This window comes from Alcanivorax sediminis, assembly GCF_009601165.1.
GTDB classification, from domain to species: Bacteria; Pseudomonadota; Gammaproteobacteria; order Pseudomonadales; family Alcanivoracaceae; genus Alcanivorax; species Alcanivorax sediminis.
This window is the reverse complement of record NZ_WIRE01000001.1, coordinates 2603262-2623201: the sequence shown is the minus strand read 5'-3', so window position 1 is coordinate 2623201 and position 19940 is coordinate 2603262. Positions and strand designations below refer to the sequence as shown.

At 55.6% G+C, this 19940-nt stretch carries 15 protein-coding genes; 8 read left to right on the top strand and 7 right to left on the bottom strand.

Translation table 11 applies throughout. The features are described from left to right. The first annotated feature begins 47 nt into the window (after positions 1 to 47). Positions 48 to 884, top strand: a complete 837-nt coding sequence (locus tag GFN93_RS11975; RefSeq protein ID WP_153501300.1) for an MBL fold metallo-hydrolase — start codon at positions 48 to 50, stop codon at positions 882 to 884. A gap of 82 nt (positions 885 to 966) precedes the next feature. On the opposite strand, the gene corA is transcribed toward GFN93_RS11975, so the two are convergent. Then, positions 967 to 1923 carry a magnesium/cobalt transporter CorA gene (corA, locus tag GFN93_RS11970; protein WP_153501299.1) on the bottom strand — a complete coding sequence of 319 codons (957 nt, stop codon included), beginning with the start codon at positions 1921 to 1923 and terminating at the stop codon, positions 967 to 969. On the opposite strand from corA, the gene GFN93_RS11965 reads away from it, so the two are divergent. Beyond that, positions 1922 to 2608, top strand: a complete 687-nt coding sequence (locus GFN93_RS11965) for an alpha-ketoglutarate-dependent dioxygenase AlkB family protein (protein ID WP_235901817.1) — start codon at positions 1922 to 1924, stop codon at positions 2606 to 2608. The genes corA and GFN93_RS11965 overlap by 2 nt on opposite strands. On the opposite strand, the gene GFN93_RS11960 is transcribed toward GFN93_RS11965, so the two are convergent. Next, complete coding sequence (locus GFN93_RS11960; protein ID WP_153501298.1) at positions 2590 to 3813, bottom strand: nucleoside recognition domain-containing protein; 1224 nt, start codon at positions 3811 to 3813, stop codon at positions 2590 to 2592. The genes GFN93_RS11965 and GFN93_RS11960 overlap by 19 nt on opposite strands. A gap of 173 nt (positions 3814 to 3986) precedes the next feature. Here GFN93_RS11960 and GFN93_RS11955 point away from each other — a divergent pair, with 173 nt between their 5' ends. Further along, positions 3987 to 6092: a carboxy terminal-processing peptidase gene (locus tag GFN93_RS11955; RefSeq protein ID WP_153501297.1), complete on the top strand. Its 2106-nt coding sequence runs from the start codon at positions 3987 to 3989 to the stop codon at positions 6090 to 6092. Between the two features lie 63 nt (positions 6093 to 6155). Here GFN93_RS11955 and GFN93_RS11950 read toward each other — a convergent pair whose 3' ends face one another. After that, positions 6156 to 7298 (bottom strand): oxygenase MpaB family protein, encoded by a 1143-nt coding sequence (locus GFN93_RS11950; RefSeq protein WP_153501296.1) that lies wholly within the window; start codon positions 7296 to 7298, stop codon positions 6156 to 6158. Between the two features lie 95 nt (positions 7299 to 7393). Beyond that, positions 7394 to 8152, bottom strand: a complete 759-nt coding sequence (locus GFN93_RS11945; RefSeq protein WP_153501295.1) for an alpha/beta fold hydrolase — start codon at positions 8150 to 8152, stop codon at positions 7394 to 7396. Between the two features lie 124 nt (positions 8153 to 8276). Here GFN93_RS11945 and GFN93_RS11940 point away from each other — a divergent pair, with 124 nt between their 5' ends. The 4 genes from GFN93_RS11940 (at position 8277) to GFN93_RS11925 (ending at position 12930) form a co-directional block, all read left to right on the top strand. Next, complete coding sequence (locus GFN93_RS11940; protein WP_153501294.1) at positions 8277 to 9704, top strand: ABC1 kinase family protein; 1428 nt, start codon at positions 8277 to 8279, stop codon at positions 9702 to 9704. Positions 9705 to 10048: 344 nt separating this feature from the next. After that, positions 10049 to 11269, top strand: coding sequence for a Re/Si-specific NAD(P)(+) transhydrogenase subunit alpha (locus tag GFN93_RS11935; protein WP_328594581.1), 1221 nt, complete (start codon positions 10049 to 10051; stop codon positions 11267 to 11269). Further along, complete coding sequence (locus GFN93_RS11930; RefSeq protein WP_035231055.1) at positions 11269 to 11544, top strand: NAD(P) transhydrogenase subunit alpha; 276 nt, start codon at positions 11269 to 11271, stop codon at positions 11542 to 11544. The genes GFN93_RS11935 and GFN93_RS11930 overlap by 1 nt, the downstream gene beginning before the upstream one ends. A gap of 3 nt (positions 11545 to 11547) precedes the next feature. Then, the gene (locus GFN93_RS11925) at positions 11548 to 12930 is read left to right on the top strand and encodes an NAD(P)(+) transhydrogenase (Re/Si-specific) subunit beta (RefSeq protein ID WP_153501292.1); all 1383 of its coding nucleotides are present in this window, start codon (positions 11548 to 11550) and stop codon (positions 12928 to 12930) included. Positions 12931 to 13304: 374 nt separating this feature from the next. Here the strand turns inward: GFN93_RS11925 and GFN93_RS11920 are convergent, their stop codons facing one another. Next, positions 13305 to 14084 carry a DUF481 domain-containing protein gene (locus tag GFN93_RS11920; protein WP_153501291.1) on the bottom strand — a complete coding sequence of 260 codons (780 nt, stop codon included), beginning with the start codon at positions 14082 to 14084 and terminating at the stop codon, positions 13305 to 13307. A gap of 43 nt (positions 14085 to 14127) precedes the next feature. Then, the gene (locus GFN93_RS11915) at positions 14128 to 14946 is read right to left on the bottom strand and encodes a mechanosensitive ion channel family protein (protein ID WP_153501290.1); all 819 of its coding nucleotides are present in this window, start codon (positions 14944 to 14946) and stop codon (positions 14128 to 14130) included. A gap of 292 nt (positions 14947 to 15238) precedes the next feature. On the opposite strand from GFN93_RS11915, the gene metH reads away from it, so the two are divergent. Continuing rightward, positions 15239 to 18940, top strand: coding sequence for a methionine synthase (gene metH, locus GFN93_RS11910; RefSeq protein ID WP_153501289.1), 3702 nt, complete (start codon positions 15239 to 15241; stop codon positions 18938 to 18940). A 142-nt stretch (positions 18941 to 19082) separates the two neighbouring features. On the opposite strand, the gene GFN93_RS11905 is transcribed toward metH, so the two are convergent. Next, entirely contained in the window at positions 19083 to 19898 is an 816-nt protein-coding gene (locus GFN93_RS11905; protein ID WP_153501288.1) for a DUF2189 domain-containing protein, read from the bottom strand. Positions 19899 to 19940 lie beyond the last annotated feature (42 nt).

Sequence of the window (19940 nt, the reverse complement as noted above, 5' to 3'; positions counted from 1 at the left end):
GGCGTGATAATGGTCACAATTCGCCTTCCTGACACCCTGGAGTCGTTATGGCGTCCTTGATACCAGGCCAGGCCACACCCATTGGTTCCCATGCCTGGCGAGTGCTGGCTCGTAATCCCGGCATGATGACCGGACCTGGCACCAACAGTTATCTGTATGGCAAGGACAGCCTCACAGTGATTGATCCCGGCCCTGTGGATCATGATCACCTGCAGGCATTGCTCCATGCTGCCGAGGGTCTGGCTAAGCCCATTACCCAGGTGATTGTCACCCATACTCATCGCGATCATTCTCCCGGTGCACTAGCGCTGGTTGCAGCTACCGGGGCCCGCTGCCTTGGCCCTTTTGTGCCCGATGACGGGCTCCAGGATGAAAGCTGGCAGGCGGATACCCTGCTTACCGAGGGTGACATCATTGATTGCGGTGGCGCCCGCCTGGAAGTCATCGAGACGCCAGGACACGTTTCCAATCACCTGTGTTTTCTCACCGAAGATGGACTACTGTTCACAGGCGACCACTTGATCCAGGGTTCCACCGTGGTTATTGCTCCACCCTCTGGCTCAATGGGCGCCTACTTTGCATCGCTGCGAAAGCTGCAGAACCGCGGCATTACCATGATGGCACCCGGCCACGGTGATGTGATCGAAGATCCGGAAAAAGCCCTCAGCCACACCTTGGCCCACCGGCAAAAGCGCGAAGACAAAGTGCTTGAAAACCTGACAACCGCCCCAGAAGGCCTGAAAGAGCTGGTCAAAACCGTCTACGACGACGTCCCCACCTTCCTTCACGGCGTCGCCGAATTCTCCCTCCTCGCCCACCTGATCAAACTGGCCGAAGACGGCAAAGCCAACGAATCAGAGACCGGCTGGCACAGAAGCGAGTAACGAGCAGCGAGTTTCGAAAAGCCAAACCCCGCAGCTGCGGGGTTTTTACCTTTGACCTTAGCTACTAACTATTAATTGCCCTTTAAAGCCACCCTTTGCGCTTGAAATACCAGTACGGCGCGATACCAGAGAGGATCATCAAGCCGATGGCCATGGGGTAGCCAAACTCGAAGCTCAGTTCCGGCATGACCCGGAAGTTCATCCCATAGATACTGGCGATCATGGTTGGCGGCAGGAATACCACGGCGGCAATGGAAAAAATCTTGATGATCTGGTTCTGCTGGATGTTGATGAAACCCTGGGCAGCATCCATCAGGAAGTTGATCTTGTCGAACAGGAAGGTGGTGTGGGATAGCAGTGTGTCGATGTCGTGCTGGATTTCTGCACAGGTGCGTCGGCGGTATTTGTCGGAACGGACGTAGCGCTGGATGAAGGATATGGCTCGCTGGGTATCCATCAGGCACAGGCGGATCTTTCCATTGGTGTCCTCCAGCCGGGCCAGCCGTTCGATATCCTGATCCAGTTCACCATTCTCCTCTTCCAGTACGCTGTAGCCCACCTGCTCCAGGTCGCGGTGTACATCTTCGATCGCGTCGGCCAGGTTTTCGACCTTCTGATCAAGGATGCTGAGAAGGATATCCATGGGTTGGGAAACCTTTACCCAGCCGCGGCGAATGCGCATGCGCATCAGCCGGAAATCGGCCATGCGTACATCATCGCGGAACGAAATCAATCGTTCTTCCTGAACCACGAAGGCGACAGTGGAAGTGCGGGAGCGGCCGTCGGACTGATGCAGAAACAGGGAGTGAACATGCAAACCATGCTCATCACTGAAATAACGCGCTGAAGATTCAATTTCTTCTTTGTCATCAGCGGGCAGCGTGTCTTCAAAGAAGGATTCAACCTGACTCAGTTCCTGCTCGTCGGGTTCCACCACATCGACCCAGGTTGCCTCCTGCGGGTGGCCCGCAGCGATACCCTCGCCAGCGTTTTCCTTCTCCCTGAGCACGCCATTTTCAATGGCGAAAAGATGAAGCATGATGGTCCTTCCTTGTCGAACCAGTAAGGCCGACCTTGATATTCTTTGGTTACTGATGATGACTGCCAATCACGAGCCTTGCCAACCCGAAATTGTTACTTTGGATCAGGGTGCTGTGCTGACCTTGTGGCAGAGCGCATTGCCGCCAGAGTGGGCATGTAATCTGTTTGCGGAGCTTCGTGACTCCTTGAGATGGCATCAACCTCAGGTCCAGGTATTTGGCCGAAAACATCTCACCCCAAGGCTGACAACCTGGCAAGGTGAGCCAGGCATTTCCTACCGGTACTCCGGCCTGACGGAAACCGCGGAGGGTTGGCCGGAGGTGCTGAAGCCGGTACTGCATCAAGTGGAGAGCCTGACAGGACATCGCTTCAACAGTGTGCTGGGTAACTATTACAGGAGTGGTGCAGACAGCATGGGGTACCACAGTGATGATGAGCCCGAACTGGGGCCGGAGCCCTGGATTGCTTCACTCAGTCTTGGGGCCAGTCGTGATTTCGTGTTTCGCCGACGTGAAGGAGACCGGAGCCAGTGCGCTCGGCTGGTTTTACCGGATAATTCCCTGTTGCTCATGAGTCCCCAGGTTCAGGCACGTTTCCAGCACGCCCTGCCCCGTCGCGCTCGCGTGCAGGAGGGTCGGATCAACCTCACCTTTCGGCTGATACATCAGCCCCAGAACGCGTAGCTGACCAGAATCGCGGTCACCAGCCCCGCCGCATCAGCGGCCAGGCCACACCACAGTGCATATCGAAAGTCCCGTATTCCAACACTGCCGAAATAGACCGCAAGCACATAAAAGGTGGTTTCCGTAGAGCCCTGCATAACGGCGGCCATGCGGCCGGCCAGAGAGTCGACTCCCTGGGTCTGCATGACATCTATCATGGCGGCACGTGCACCGGAGCCACTGAGCGGTTTCATCAGGGCCACCGGCAACGCTTCCACAAATCGGGTATCCATGCCGACGGATGTGGCCATGGCCCGCAGGGCAGACAAGCATAATTCGAGCACACCGCCGGCACGGAGCATGGCGATGGCCGCCAGCATGGCCACCAGGTACGGAATGATCCTGACAGCAGTAGTAAACCCCTCCTTGGCGCCCTCAACAAACACATCGTAGCTGTCCACGCGGGTTCGCCAGGCAGCGATAAAGAAGACGGCCAGCACCAGCAGCAAGATGCCATTGCCAAGCAGGCTGGAGAGCGTATTGGCCACATCCGGTGGTGACAACCAGACGACCAGTCCAAGGGCTGAAAGCAGTGCCAGCCAGCCACCCGCCACCAGCAGTATCAAGGGCTGAAAAAGCGGGATCTTCTGAATTCGACTGGTTATCCACACGCCCACAAAGGTGGATATGGTGGTCGCCATCAGTAATGGCAGGTATACCGCTGCCGGATCCGCAGCACCCTGCTGAGCACGAAACAGTAGTACCGTCACGGGCACCAGAGTGACAGAGGATGTGTTGAGCACCAGAAACATGATCTGGCTATCTGTGGCTGTTCGTGGTGCCGGATTGCCGGTTTGCAGGGCCTCCATGGCCTTGAGGCCCAGTGGCGTCGCGGCATTGTCGAGCCCGAGCATGTTGGCAGCCAGATTCATGGTGACGGGCGCTGTTGCCGCCTGATTTTGTTTCAGCCCTGGCATCAGACGGCTCAACAAGGGGGTTAACCACAGGGAAATCCTGTCAGCCAGACGGCTGGCTTCAGCCAGTCTGAACAGACCGCTCCACAGGGCAAGAACCCCGATCAGCCCCAGCGAAACTTCAACAGCCAGGTCAGCTGCGGCCCACAGGGCATTGACTAATCGGCCCGGTGCCTCCATGTCTCCCATAACAAGCTGAACACAGGCGCCGGCGACACCCGCGAGGAAAAACAGGCTAAAGAGTCTGTGCAAACCTTCCCCCTTGCGCTAGGGTTTACATGTAACTATATGAAATTTAGGTAGTTGGTGGTTCCTGATCTGTCAAACCGGGAACACCGCTGACAAAGCCGGGTCTATGATAATAGCTGTGTTGGTCATGACTAGCTGTTTCCCGGTCACAAAAAGGCAATCCATTGAGAAAACGCATGTCATTAGTCCGAAAGATGTTTCCTGCTGCGCTGTCGGTTCTTTTGCTGGGTGGCGCCCTTCAGGTCACCGGCAGCCTTCGTGCTGCACCGGAGATTGAAGGGGCCCTCAAGCCGACCAGTGAGCAAACTGATGCGGCCGAGGAAATTTCGGACAAGCTCAAATACCACTACCGCAAGCTGGAATTCAATGATGCGTTATCCAGTCGGGTGCTTGACCAGTACCTGAAGGACCTGGATCCCAATCGCCTTTACTTCGTTGCCAGCGACATCAAGGAATTCGATCGCTATCGCAAGCTGCTCGATAATCAGTTGAGTGATGGCGAACTGGAGGCCGGTTACACCATTTTTAACCGTTTCCAGACCCGTATCGAAGAACGCCTGAATGCCATGCTGGAAATGGTGAACACTGATCTTTCCGAGCTCAAGTTTGATGGTGATGAAAGTGTGCGTGTTGACCGCGAAGAGGCGGACTGGGCCGCAGATGAAGATGAGCTGAATGCCATTTGGGAACGTCAGTTCAAAAATGCCGTTCTGACCATGCGTCTCAACGATACGGACGACAAGGACATTCAGACCCGACTGACCCGTCGCTATGAAAGCCAGCTGAAGCGCATCAAGCAGAACACCCCTGAGGATGTGTTCCAGGTCTACATCAACGCTCTCACACAGACCTTTGATCCGCATACGACCTACTTTACACCGCACAATTCCGAGAACTTCGATATCAGCATGAGTCGTTCCCTGGAAGGCATTGGCGCAGTGCTGCAGTACGAAGATGGCTATACCAAGGTCGTGCGCCTTGTGCCTGGTGGACCAGCGGCCAAGGGTGGGCAGCTGAAGCCCGCTGATCGTATTGTGGGGGTTTCCCAGAATGAAGATACTCCTGCTCCGGTGATCGGCCTGCGTCTCGATGAGGTGGTCGACCAGATTCGTGGGCCGAAAGGTACCAAGGTCAATCTGGAAATCATTCCTGCCGGAAGCAATAGCGAACACGACACCCGCATTATCAGTATTGTGCGCAACAAGGTGGTACTGGAAGAACAGGCAGCGAAAAAGGATATCATCGAAATCCAGCGTCATGGCGAGACCCGCAAGCTGGGCATTATCGAAATACCGGCGTTCTATCTGGACTTCGCCGCCTTCCACCGTGGCGATCCGGACTACACCAGCACCACCAGTGATGTGGCCAAGCTACTGGTTGAGCTGCGTAAAGAGAATATCGATGGTCTGGTGATCGACCTGCGCAACAATGGTGGCGGCTCTCTGCTGGAAGTGAACAAGCTCGTCAGCCTGTTCATCAATCGCGGACCGACGGTTCAGGTGCGCGAATCCAGTGGCCGGGTCAGTGTCGAGGCGGACAAGTTCCCCGGAGTTCTGTACGCGGGCCCCATGGCGGTGATTGTTAACCGTTACAGCGCTTCCGCTTCCGAGATCTTTGCTGGTGCCATGCAGGATTACGGTCGTGCGCTGATCGTGGGCGACCAGACCTACGGCAAGGGTACCGTTCAGACCTTGCTGGATCTGAACCACGGCAAGCTGAAGATGACCAATGCCAAATTCTATCGGGTGTCCGGCTCCAGCAACCAGAACCTGGGTATTGTGCCTGATGTGGACATGCCGTCCCTGATCGACAAGGCAGATGTGGGGGAAAGCTCCCTGCCTAATGCCATGCCCTGGGACGAGATCGATTCTGCAAGCTATCAGCGCGTGAGCGACATGGTGCCCTACCTGCCCATGCTTCGTGAGCGCCATGATAGCCGCATCAAGCAGGATCCCGAATTCGTCTATGTGGAATCCCTGCGTGCCTTGCTCGATCATAACCGCAACATGGAAGAGCTCTCCCTGAATATGGAAAAGCGGGCCTCCATGCAGAAAGATTTCGATGAGCGGCGTCTGGCCATTGAGAACAACCGACGCAAGGCACGGGCGGAAGAGCCCCTGTCAGATATCAAGGCGCTGCGTGACCTTGAAGAACAGCGCGCCCTAGACCCCCAAAGCCATGATGAGGCCATGGATGAAGACCCCTATGTACGAGAGACAGGCGAGATACTGGTGGATCTGATTGACCTGATTACCGACCATCAGGTGGCGCGTAAGGGCTGATACTTTCTGCGCGCCAAAAAAACGCCGGCACTACGCCGGCGTTTTTTTATGTCCATTTTCTTCTCAGGCCAATGACTTGAACCCCCAGCGAGCGGGATTCCCGCCCAGCCCTGCCTGGAGAGTACGGCGCCCCAGCTTGTGATTGAAACCCTCCAGCGCCCGTTTCGCCGGGTCCGGTAGCATTCTCATACTGATGCTGGCCGCACTGATCGCGGTTTTTACCACATGTACCGCTGAACTTGAGGAAACGGAGCTGTGGATGTTGAGATCATCCGCGACGCTGTCGCCAATCAGGTAGCGGCTGAAGGCCAGCAGAACGTCGTAAGGCAGATTAAATGGTGGCTTGCCTGCCATATCCTTCAGGAGCGCTTTGGCCAAAGACTCACTGTCCGGCGTCGGATCATAGAGGTGCGAGGTGAGCTGAAGCGCCAATATTTCCTGCTCCTCCAGAGTGGTGGTAAGCAGGGCCTCATCGACACCCAGTAAATAGCCCGCATAGCGCCAGAAATAATGCATGGATTCGTGTTCGCGGCGACTGATACGGACCCCCAGGCGCTTCAGGCCACGCACCACCATGAAGTCGAATTCAAGAATGGTCCCTGCCATGTCCTCCTGGTTAATGGGCATGTCGTACTTGGCCTCATCCCAGCGTGGATTGTTACGCAGAAATTGGCGTACAGCCGCATGAAGCAGTCGCACCTCCATAATGGTCCGGTGCCCCAGTCCGCCCGGTTTCAGCCCGTCATCACCGACGATATTGTGCAGCATCTGCCCGGTTTCATAGATCCTTCGGGAAACATCTTTCTGAAGCCGGCCGGTGGCCACCAGTACCTGGGAGGGTTTGTTGTGTGCATAGCCTTCTACAAGGCTGGAGCACATCAGCACCAGCCCCTGCAGCGCGCCGTTACGGCGATACATCCGCCGCCCCAACTCCATCTCCTCAAAGTCCACCCAGGAAGGCACCGTGTAACAGTGATCAAGGAAGGCCTGAAAGTCTCCGCCCTCCTCTTTGGCCCTGCGCTCTACTTCTTCAAGGAGCCCCGAAGGGCGAGTGAACTTGATTTGTGCGGCGCAGCGGTCGGCCAGCGGATCCTGAATGCGACGCCAACGGTCCAAATTGGCATGGGAGTAACGGTCCCACAAGATACGTTCTTGCGGGTTTTGCGGGCCTTTCTGATAACGGGAAAGCTCCTGCGGCGTGGCCATGGGTTACCTCACAACTTTTGTTTTTATCAGAACCGATGAGTTCTGAATCAAAGGTAAGGCCCGCAGCCAAGGTGGTCAATACACGAATATGTGCTTTATGTTACCCCTTCAATCAGGGTGTTTATCAGCCATTGAGGCGCATCCAGAGGCAGGTCATGGCCAGCCTGGGGGTGGACCTTGAGGGGCAGCTGCCACGCTTCTGCCATACGACGGGAACAGCTGGGGCTAACCAGTCTGTCCCCTCCCCCACAGATGATCATGGCAGGCACAGAGCCAGGCAAGCTTGCCGGGGCATGAAAACGCATGGCGGCAAGAAGCTGTCGCAGGCTGTTTGTCAGGCTCACAGGCTGTAGCCTGGCATATTCCACCCATTTGTCAGCCAGTTGATGGAGGTAAGCCTGGTCGTGAAGGTTGGAGGTGATTTCCAGAATGGCTCTTTCCTTGCGAACAGGATCCCTGACCAGGATGGCCTCCCGAATCAGTCGGACGTAGTTCGCAGGCCTCAGCCGCTGCCAGAATGGACTGAACCGGCTTGAAGAGGAGTTGATCAACGCGGCAAAAGCCACTTCATTTGGCGCCTGGGAAAGCCATTGGACCGCGGTCATGGCGCCAAGGGAAAGGGCGACCAGATGATAAGGCCCATTATGCCCCTGTGATTTGAGTTGTTCTCTTGCATGAATCACCATGCCGCCGATGCAGGTGGGACTGGGCTGATCATGGAAAATCCCGTTACCGGGCAAATCCAGTGTGACAACGGTGTCGTTGGGCAGCGCAGCCTGCATTTTTGCTGGAAAGTCTTCCCAGTGCTTCTGCTCACGGACCAGGCCACGAAGCAATACCCAGGTTCTTGCCATTCTTTTCTATCCTTCCCGTTGTGGTATCCCGACTGTAACCCCGGCGGTTTGGACAATGACCGGGTGAGGTTTACCCGCTAGAATGCCACCGGCACTCAGGATGGCAAATGGAGTTTCCTCGCCAATGACACGAAAAACGGTAAAACGGGTAAAAACTGGCTCAGTTGAGCGCCGCTTCTCCATGGCGAAAGCGGGCTTTATGGCCGGGGCCAAGTACGCCACGGCCAGCGCGGGTACATTTTTTACCAGCAAGGACAAACGTGAAGAGCGGCGCAAGGAAATTCTCTCCGCCCGGGCTCAGGAGCTCGTCGAAGAGCTCGGCAAGCTGAAAGGGTCTGTTGTCAAAATTGGCCAGATGATGGCGCTCTTTGGAGAGCACTTCCTGCCTGAGGAAGTCACTACGGCACTGCATACTCTGGAAAATCAGACCACCGCGCTCGAGTGGTCGTCAATCCAAAAGCATCTCCAGCTACAGCTGGGCGAGGTCAAACTCGCAGAGCTGGAAGTAGATCCCATTCCTCTGGGTGCTGCGTCTCTCGCCCAGGTACATCGTGCTACTCGCAAGTCTGACGGGCGCCAGCTGGTGTTGAAGATCCAGTATCCCGGCGTGGCGGATGCCATCGACTCGGATATGCGTGCACTGGTTCGGCTACTTAAGCTGAGTCGGATGGTGCCGATTACCGAGCAGTTCAACATGTGGCTTGCTGAGGTCCAGGAAATGCTCCGTCGAGAAGTCGACTATGACCTGGAGGCACACACCACCCGTCACTTCCGCAACATTCTTGCCGATGACCCGCGCTTTGTGGTCCCGGAAATCATTCCCGAATACTCCAGCCACAACATCATGTGCATGACCTTTGAGGAAGGTATCGGGGTGAGTGACCCCGCTGTGCTTGGGCTGTCACAGACTCGGCGTAACTTCATTGGGCGAGCCATCATGGAATTGTGCTGCCGTGAAGTATTTGAGTGGAACAAGATGCAAACTGATCCTAATTTCGGCAACTATTTGCTGAGAATTGGTTCAGAGCCGGAACAGGATCAGATTGTGCTGCTGGATTTCGGCGCCATTCGTGATTTTGATAACGAGGTGCTTGGCCCCGGCCGCGAAATGATTCGCGCCTCCTATCATCACGATCGCGATCGACTCGTCCGAGCCTTGAGCGCGCTGGACTTTCTCGCCCGTGGTACCCCAAAACGGATTCTCGATGATTTCGCCGCCCTATGCTTCGAGGCTGTTGAGGTGCTGCAGGATCCGGAACGCTTCCCCCCGCCGTCCAACCTGCTCAATGAGCAGCTGGAATATCGCTGGGGTCAAAGTGACCTCCCCTCCCGCATCATGAGCAAGGCAGGCAAGAATGCCCTTTCTGTGCACTTTGATGTGCCGCCGAAGGAGTTTATCTTCCTGTTCCGGAAGTTGCTCGGGGCTTACACCTTCCTGCACGTTATCGATGCGGAAGTAAGGGGAAACACGATCCTTGATCCATTCATCCAAATGCAGGAGCAGGAGGATATCCTGCTGGTTGATCAGAAAACAATCAGCCCGGTGGATTGACGGGCAGCGTTCATCAGCCCACGATAGCCGCAACCTGAGGGATGAGGGGCACAAGATGCCCCTCTTCCATGTCTTTTTCTGTCATATCAGGCCACAACAGTGACTGAAAAGCGTAATCAGGTGTAATCAGCCTGTTACCCGCTTATCGGTACGATAACCATTTGTCATTTGCCAAGCTGGTAGGTGCGCAATATGGTTAGCACCCTGCTGAGGCCCTGCACCCTTGTCTGACATCTTGTCAGCTGGCTGCGGGCCTTACTTTACGCGGCTTTCAGGGAATTGGGTTGCCCTTCATTCCTCTCAGAAAGTCGATTATTTGCGAACCACATACGGGGGTAACGCAGGTGATTATCGGTGTTCCCAAAGAAATTTGCCCTGGCGAGCAGCGCGTTGCTTTAACGCCTGCCAATGTCAGTGCACTTCTGAAAAAACAAGGTGTCGAGATCAAGGTCGAGCGTGGCGCTGGCGAAATCGCTGGCTACCCGGACAGCGCTTTTGAAGCTGCCGGTGCCAAACTGGTTGATCGTGACGAGATTTTCTCTTCTTCCCAGGTTGTTCTTCAGGTTCAAACGCCAGGCAGCAACACCGCTAACGGCAATGAGGACCTGGACAAGCTGTCAGAGGGCCAGACCCTGATCGGTATGACCGATCCGCTGGCTAACCCGCAATTTGCCCAGGCACTGGCTGAGAAGAAGGTGTCTGGTCTTGCGCTTGAGCTGGTACCGCGTATTACCCGCGCCCAGGCGATGGACGTTTTGTCTTCCATGGCCATGATTGCCGGTTACAAGTGTGTACTGCTGGCTGCCACCGAGTCCCAGCGCATGTTCCCCATGAACATGACCGCTGCAGGCACCCTGAACGCCTCTCGCGTTTTCATCATGGGTGCGGGCGTGGCAGGTCTTCAGGCTTGTGCGACGGCCAAGCGTCTTGGCGCGGTGGTTGAAGCCTATGACGTTCGCCCGGCGGCTCGTGAGCAGATCCTGTCTGTTGGCGCCAAGCCGGTGGAGCTGGATCTGGACACCGGCGAAGCGGAAGGTTCTGGTGGTTACGCCAAGGCACAGGGTGAGGATTTCCTCAAGCGTCAGCGTGAATTGATGACCGAAGTCGTCAAGGAAATGGACGTGATCATCACCACTGCTGCTGTTCCTGGTGCCAAGAGCCCGATTCTGGTTACCGAAGACATGGTCAAGGCCATGAAGCCCGGTTCCATCATTGTGGATCTGGCTGCCGAGCGTGGTGGTAACTGTGAAATCACTGAAGCTGGTAAAACCGTGGTCAAGCATGGCGTTACCATCATGGGTCCTGAAAACGTCCCCTCTTCTGTGGCATTCCATGCCAGCCAGATGTTCGGCAAGAACATGGAAAACCTCCTCAACCTGCTGCTCGACGACAACGGCGACCTGCAGCTGGACTTTGAAGATGAGATCGTTGCCGAAACCGTGATCAGTCACGGTGGCGATGTTCCCCAGGCCCGTTTGCGCGATTTGCTGGGTCTGCCTGCTCTGGCCAAGCCTGAGCCTGCTGCTGAAGAAGCGGCTGATGCAGACAGCAAGGAGGAAAACTAATGGATTTCGTAGCTCAACTCACTTTGTTCGTGCTGGCGATTTTCCTCGGTGTGGAGCTGATTACCAAGGTTCCGCCGACCCTGCACACCCCGCTGATGTCTGGCTCCAATGCTATCTCCGGCATCACTGTCGTGGGCGCGCTCATCGCAGCCGGTTCTGATTCTGGTCTGCTGATCAATGTGCTGGGCTTTGCCGCGGTGGTTCTGGCCACCATTAACGTGATTGGGGGCTTCATGGTCACCAATCGAATGCTGGCAATGTTCAAGAGGAAGTAATTCATGCACGTTTCCCAGAACTGGATTGATATCGCCTACTTGATTGCCGCTGTTCTGTTTGTTGTCGGCATCAAAGGCCTGACCAAGCCTAAAACTGCGGTCCGAGGCAACCTGCTGGCTGCTGCCGGTATGGGTGTGGCTGCTGTCGTGACCCTGCTTAACGAGCACATCGTTACCTATGAAATCATCATCGCCGGCGTCGTTGTCGGTGGCCTGATTGGCGCCATCATGGCCAAGAAGGTTCAGATGACGTCCATGCCGCAGATGATTGCCCTGCTGAATGGTTTTGGTGGTGGTGCTTCTTTCGCCGTTGCCTCTGCGGAATTCTTCCGTGGCTCAGCCAATGACACTGTGTCCATCATCGCCACAGGTGCTGCTGTACTGATTGGTTCGGTTACCCTGACTGGCTCTCTGGTGGCCTTCGCCAAGCTGCAGGAACTCATCGATGGCAAGCCCATGGGCTTCCCGGGCATGAAGGTGGTTAATGCCATCCTGTTCGTTGGTTCCCTGGCTGGTATTGGCTACCTGGTGGTTAACCCTGGCAACGAAGCTGTCTTCTGGGGCCTGGTGGCTGCTGCCATGCTACTTGGCCTGTTGCTGGTACTGCCTATCGGTGGTGCTGACATGCCGGTGGTGATCGCCCTGCTGAACTCCTATTCCGGTGTGGCTGCTTCTGCCGCTGGTTTTGTGATGGGCAATAGCGCCCTGATCATCACAGGTTCGCTGGTTGGTGCTTCTGGCCTGATTTTGACCAGCATCATGTGTAAAGCCATGAACCGTTCTCTCACCAACGTCCTGTTCGGTGTGATGGCGGAAGCTGGCGAAGCCATGGACGAAGACGAAGTCTACGCTGGCAAGGTGAAGTCCACCTCTGCTGAAGAAGTGGCCATGCTGCTGGAAACAGCTCAGCGCGTAGTCATCGTCCCGGGCTTTGGTCTGGCTATGGCTCAGGCGCAGCACGCAGTACGTGACATGGCTGACACCATGGAAGCCATGGGTATCGAAGTGGAATACGCTATCCACCCGGTTGCCGGCCGTATGCCTGGTCACATGAACGTTCTTTTGGCTGAGGCTGAAGTGCCCTACGAGCAGCTCAAGGACATGGATCAGATCAACCCCACCTTCGAGCAGACGGATGTGGCGATCGTGCTGGGTGCCAACGACGTAACCAACCCGATGGCCCGTGAAGACAAAGGCAGCCCGATTTACGGCATGCCGATTCTGAACGTGGACAAGGCCAAGACCGTTGTTGTGGTCAAGCGCTCCCTGAGCTCCGGTTTTGCCGGCCTGCCCAACCCGCTGTTCGCCAAGGACAACACCCTGATGTTGTTCGGTGATGGTAAGGGTGCTGTGCTGGATATCACCACTGCCCTGAAAGAAGGCTGATTGCTGGCCTGAAGAAAAGGGAGCCCGCCGGGCTCCTTTTTTTTGCCTCCCAATACCGCAATGCCTGCAGTCAGACGCCGAATGCACTCTGCCCTGCCCCAAATCGTTACTCTCATCACCCCGCAGGAGAGCCGGCCTGCAGGCGATCAAAGCCTTGGCGAGTGGCATGTTTCGGGTTACGAGTATCGAGTATCGAAATGCAAGCTGACAAAACCCTGATTCACCAAGGGGTTGAATTTCGAAACTCGCAACTCGCTTCTTTACCTGCCCTGGCGAAGATCGGCGCAGCCAGGTATCAGGTGCCCCGGCATTAGACAGCGGCCATAAAAAAGCCCCGGTCTCTTTCGAGCCGGGGCTTTTCTTCGTCTGACAGTCTACTTCATGGTGTAAACCAGACCAACCGAGAAGGTGTGATCGGTCTCTTTGGTGCCTGCCGGCACTTTAGATTCATGCTCCAGCAAGTGACGCAGACGGAGCGCAAAATGCGAGTTGATGGCCGTGGTCAGACTGGTTTCGGCACGGCTGCTGCTGCCACCGTCATCACCAATCTCACTGGATGCATCTTCCCGAAACACCGTGTTTTCGCTGATTTTCAGATCATACTTCAAAGCGACACGAACAATGCCACTCTCTTCGGAGTCGTCGCAGCTGAAGTAGGTGTCCTGTGGTTCAAGACACTTCACCCGATAACCCGGACCTGCTTCGAGATCCAGGGTTTGTTTGTCGGATTCAATCCAGCGTCGACCAAGACCGATAGCGTAACTGGCCTGATAGTGATTGCCGGAAAAGGCATCTTTCTCGTAGGTCGCCACATTGAACAGATAATTGGCGGAATTTTCACCCAACTTGCGATCCAGCTTGTAGGAAGAAAAATATTTTTCTTCGGTGCGGCTGTATTGCTCGGTATCGGGATCCTCTTCCTTCTCGTTATTGGCTTCAGCCTTGAAGGTATGACGCCAGTAACTACTGTCACGGCTGGCATTGACGTTACTGTTGACCGAGTCCGAATTGGTATTGCCTCGCTTGAACAGCAAGCCCACACCGATATCACCGGTCCACTTGGCCGCTTCTTCACTGGCTCCCTCTTCGGCTGCCGCTGACAGCGCCGGCAAGCCGGCGGCAATCAGCATGGCAGCGAAGTATGTGCTGCGCATTGACTTCTCCTTGCTAGATCTTTGCATTGCAGATGACTGTCACTTATTCGCTTTTGTCCAGATGCACGTCCATCTGCGGGAACGGAATGCCAATACCCGCCTCATCAAAGCGACGTTTGACAGTCTCGGTGGTTCCCCAGAAAACACCCCAATAATCAGCACTGTTCACCCAGGGGCGGCACAACAGGTTTACTGAACTGTCCGCCAGCTCGGCTACGGCGATCACGGGAGCCGGATCCTTCAATACCCGCTCATCCTCGGCCAGGATTTCCTCGAGGATCTTTTTCACCTGGGAAAGGTCCGCATCGTAGGCAACACCAAACACCATATCCACACGGCGGGTAGGCATTTCGGAATAATTCACGATGTTGCTACCCATGATGGCACCGTTAGGTACGGTAATGACCTTGTTGTCAGGGGTATTCATGATGGTGGCGAAAATCTTGATTTCCTTCACCGTGCCTGCAGCACCGCCTGCCTCAACATAGTGGCCAACACGGAATGGCTTGAACAGAATCAGCATGACCCCGGCTGCAAAGTTCCCCAGGGAATCCTTGAGGGCCAGGCCAACAGCCAGGCCGGCGGCACCCAGAATGGCAACCAGGGAGGTGGTTTCGACACCCAGTTGATCCAGAGCGGCAATGATGACAAAGGCGAACAGGATGATGTGAACGATGTTGCCAATGAACTTGGCCACAGTAGCGTCGATACGCTTGTCCATCATGCGGTTAACGCCCTGGGCGATTTTAGAAACAATCCACTTACCGATGATAAAGATGACCACCGCCGCCACGATATTCCATGCGTAGGGCATCAGGTTTTCGTTGGCAAATGATTGAATTTGTTCGAGATATTGATCCATTAAACGTACTCCTCATCCAGTGAGCGCGAATTATGCCTTGATTTGCGTGAACCCCAAGTGGAAAGGCGATTTCTGGCCGTCAATTTTACAAAGGTTTCACCTGCACGAGAGTGCAACCATGACCACCGGGGTTGTAATGCCCGCATATGATGCTTGCTTGAACGGTAGTTGGCCAGTAAACGACAGGCTAAATAACCGTTTTATAACAGTTATTCCATGCATTGTTGGGTATCTGCATGTGCCACCGGTATAATGCTCGCCCTCACATTTGTTGTCCCTGTCGGAGCTTTTCATGACCTCAAGCCTGCGCGCCAAGCTTACTGCCCAGCTGCAAGAACGTATTCTGATTCTTGATGGCGGGATGGGCACCATGATTCAGCGCTGCAAATTCACTGAAGAAGACTATCGCGGCACCCAGTTCGCGGACTGGGCCTCGGACCTGAAGGGTAACAACGACCTGCTATGCATTACCCAGCCAGACCGGATAAAGGCGCTTCATAAGGGCTATCTCGACGCTGGCGCGGACATCATCGAGACCAATTCTTTCAATGCCACTTCCATCGCCATGGCTGACTACGACATGCAGCATCTGGCGCGGGACATCAATGTGGCCGCAGCCCGGATGGCGCGCGAGGCTGCGGATGAGGCTTCCACACCGGAAAAGCCCCGTTATGTAGCGGGAGTACTTGGCCCGACCAACCGGACAGCCAGCATCAGCCCGGACGTCAATGATCCCGGCTACCGGAACACCAACTTCGATGCGCTGGTAGCTGCGTATCTTGAGGCGCTGGATGGCCTTGTGGAAGGCGGTATCGACCTGGTGCTGATCGAAACCATCTTCGATACCCTCAACGCCAAGGCAGCGGTGTTCGCTGTAGACCAGTACTGCTACGAGAACAAACTTGAGCTGCCGGTCATGATCTCCGGCACCATCACGGATGCCTCTGGCCGTACCCTTACTGGTCAGACTACCGAGGCCTTCTATAACTCCCTTCGCCATGCCCGGCCGATCAGCTTTGGCCTCAACTGTGCACTGGGGCCCATGGAGCTTCGCCCCTACATCGAAGAGCTCTCGCGTATCTCCGAGACCTTTGTCTCTGCGCATCCCAATGCTGGTCTGCCCAATGAAATGGGTGAGTACGATCTGGATCCGGCCACCATGGCCAAGGAGATCCGTGGGTGGGCAGAAAAAGGCTTCCTGAACATCATTGGCGGGTGCTGCGGCACCACTCCTGAGCATATTGCCGCAATGGCTGAAGCCGTAGAGGGGCTTGCTCCCCGAGTGCTGCCGGATATTGAAGTGGCTTGCCGCCTGTCCGGCCTTGAGCCCTGCACCATCGCCAAGGACTCCCTGTTCGTGAACGTTGGGGAGCGGACCAATGTGACCGGGTCCAAGCGCTTTTTGCGACTGATCAAGGAAGAAGAATACGATCAGGCGCTGGACGTGGCCCGGGACCAGGTGGAAAACGGCGCCCAGATCATCGACATCAACATGGATGAGGGGATGCTGGAGTCCGCCGAGTGCATGGTGAAGTTTCTCAATCTGGTGGCTTCAGAGCCGGAGATTGCCAAGGTGCCGATCATGATTGACTCCTCCAAGTGGGAGGTGATCGAGGCTGGCCTGAAGTGCATCCAGGGCAAGGGCGTGGTGAATTCCATTTCCATGAAGGAAGGCGAGGAAGCCTTCCTGCACCAGGCGCGGTTGCTACGTCGCTACGGTGCTGCCGTTATCGTCATGGCATTTGATGAAGAAGGCCAGGCAGAAACCCGTGAACGAAAGGTAGAGATCTGTACCCGCGCCTACAAGCTGTTGACAGAAGAAGTGGATTTCCCGCCGGAAGACATCATCTTCGACCCCAACATCTTTGCCATCGCCACCGGTATTGAAGAGCACGACAACTATGCCGTGGACTTCATTGAGGCTGTGGCGGATATCAAGCGCACCCTCCCCCACGCCATGATTTCCGGGGGTGTGTCCAACGTGAGCTTCTCGTTCCGCGGCAACGACACTGTCCGGGAAGCCATCCACGCAGTGTTCCTCTACTACGCCATCAAGAACGGCATGGACATGGGAATCGTGAACCCCACCATGCTGGCGGTGTACTCCGACATCCCTGAAGAATTACGGAATGCCGTAGAGGATGTGGTGCTCAACCGTCGTGAAGATGGTACTGAACGACTGCTGGATCTTGCCGAGAAGTATCGCGGCAGCGGCGGTGAGAAAGCCAAGAAGGAAGATCTTGCCTGGCGTGAATGGCCAGTTGAAAAGCGCCTTGAGCATGCTTTGGTCAAAGGGATTGCGGATTACGTGGAAGAAGACACCGAGCTGGCCCGGCAGAATGCGGCCCGGCCGCTGCACGTCATCGAAGGCCCGTTGATGGATGGCATGAACGTAGTCGGTGACCTGTTTGGGGAGGGAAAGATGTTCCTGCCCCAGGTAGTAAAGTCTGCGCGTGTGATGAAAAAGGCGGTGGCGTATCTACTTCCCTACATGGAGAAAGAAAAGGAAGAGATGGGCACGCAGGATGAAGCCAACGGCAAGATCCTGATGGCCACCGTGAAAGGCGATGTCCACGATATCGGCAAGAACATTGTCGGCGTCGTGCTTCAGTGTAACGGCTACGACGTGGTCGACCTCGGTGTGATGGTGCCCTGCGAGAAGATCCTTGAGGTGGCCAAAGCGGAGAAGGTCGACATCATCGGTCTCTCAGGGCTGATCACGCCCTCTCTCGAAGAAATGGTTCACGTGGCCAGTGAGATGCAGCGCCTCGACATGGATCTGCCACTGATGATCGGTGGTGCCACCACCAGCCGCATCCATACTGCCGTGAAGATTGATCCGTCCTATCAGCATGCAGTGGTGCATGTGGCTGATGCTTCCCGTGCGGTGGGGGTGGCCTCCAAACTGCTCTCCAAAACGGCCAAGGCGGATTATGTCGCCGAGCTCAAGGAAAGCTATGAGGGGCTCCGAGTACGTCGCAAGCAGCAGCAAGTTGATCGCAGCCTTATTTCCATCGAGCAAGCCCGTCAGCATCGCTTCCAGCCGCAATGGGAGGGTTACACCCCGCCAGAGCCGAAGGTGAAAGGGCTGAAGGTCTTCGAAGACTATCCGCTGGAAGATCTGGTGCAGCGCATCGACTGGACTCCCTTCTTCCGCTCCTGGGAACTGGCCGGGAAATTCCCCAATATCCTTGAAGATGAAGTGGTGGGAACCGAGGCTACCCGGCTCTACCGGGATGCCCAGTCCATGCTTGAGAAAATAGTTAAGGAAAAATGGCTAACTGCCCGTGGTGTAATCGGTTTTTGGCCAGCAAATTCAGATATGGATGACATCGAGCTGTACCGGAATCCGGGTGACAAGGAGGCCTTCATGACCCTCCATCACCTGCGTCAGCAGCTGGATCGCAGCAAGAACGACAAGCCGGACTACTGCCTGAGCGACTTCATCGCGCCAAAAGAGACTGGCCTCACTGACTGGCTGGGAGGGTTTGCCGTCACCACAGGCATTGGTATTGATGAGCATGTGGCCCGCTTCGAGGCCGATCATGATGACTATTCATCCATCATGATCAAGGCGCTCGCTGACCGCCTGGCAGAAGCCTTCGCCGAGCGTATGCATGAGAAGGTTCGCAAGGAATATTGGGGCTATGCCGGCGCCGAAGCGCTGAGCAATCAGGACATGATCAGTGAGAAATACCGTGGCATCCGCCCTGCTCCTGGTTATCCGGCTTGTCCGGACCACACTGAGAAAGCGCTGTTGTGGGAGCTTCTCGAACCTGAGAAAAATGCCGGCATGACCCTTACAGAGAGCTACGCCATGCTGCCCGCGGCGGCTGTGTCTGGTTGGTACTTCTCCCACCCGGAAGCGAAGTATTTTGGGACTGGCAAGCTCGCCAAGGATCAGATGGACGACTATGCTGCTCGTAAGGGTGTGTCTAGGAAGGAGATTGAGCGAATGGTGCCCCATCTGCTGGGGTACGTTGAAGATCAATGAACAAGTAACAGTGAACAGTTAACAGTGCGCGCCAGTGCATTGTTTTTAACTGAAACGCAAGATGTCGCGCCCGGAAGATGGACGCGGCCTCTTGCGTTTGAAAACAAAGAAAAGTCGACGCGCGCTGTTAACTATTCATTATTCACTGTTCACTGTCTTCAGGCGGGAGCTCAAACCGGGCATCCCACTCCGAGGCATCAATCGATTCCCGGTAGGCATGCCAGGTGGCATAGCCCAGAACCGGCAGTAATACCATCAGTCCCAGATAGGCTGTCAGCAAACCGGCCAGCAGGCAGACTCCGATCAAACTGGCCCAGACAAACAGGGCAAGCTTGTTTCGTAGCACTGCATTAGCGCTGGTGATGACACCGGTCACCATGTCTGTTTCCCGATCCATGATCATGGGCAAAGAGAAAGCGCTGGCGGTGAAGACGATCGCGCTGAACATGGCCCCGACACTGCTGCCAACGCCAAAAAACAGCAGAACATTCTCAAGGTGCCACTCGTTTACCGGATAAAAAATGTAAATCAGGTTGGCCGCCCTCGCCCAAACGAGAAAGACCACGATCATGATGACGGTAAAGGTCAGCCCGTCTCCGATGCAGGCCCTGACCTGCCGGAAGCTTTCCCGCAATGAGGGTTCCTGGCCCTGCTGTAGCTGGATGCTGATGCCATACAGGTTGAGGGCGAGGATGGGACCAAGAAAAACGAAGCCGGTAATCAGGGAGAGGTAGAGTCCCATGTTACCGAAAGTCAGCGCGGCTCCTGTAATCAGGTAGCTGAGCGCTACCATGATCAGTCCGTAGATCAGGCTGACCCTCGGTGCTGCACAAAAGTCACGCCAGCCCTTGCGAAGCCAGCGTAACGGTGCGGCGCGATCAATGGTTCTGCAGGGAGCCACAAAAGGCCGGGTATCCTCAGGCAGACCGTTGGCTTTAGTGCGTGGTTTTTCGTCCATGGCATCATTCTCACGCTCTCTGAAGTAGCAGCACTGATCCAG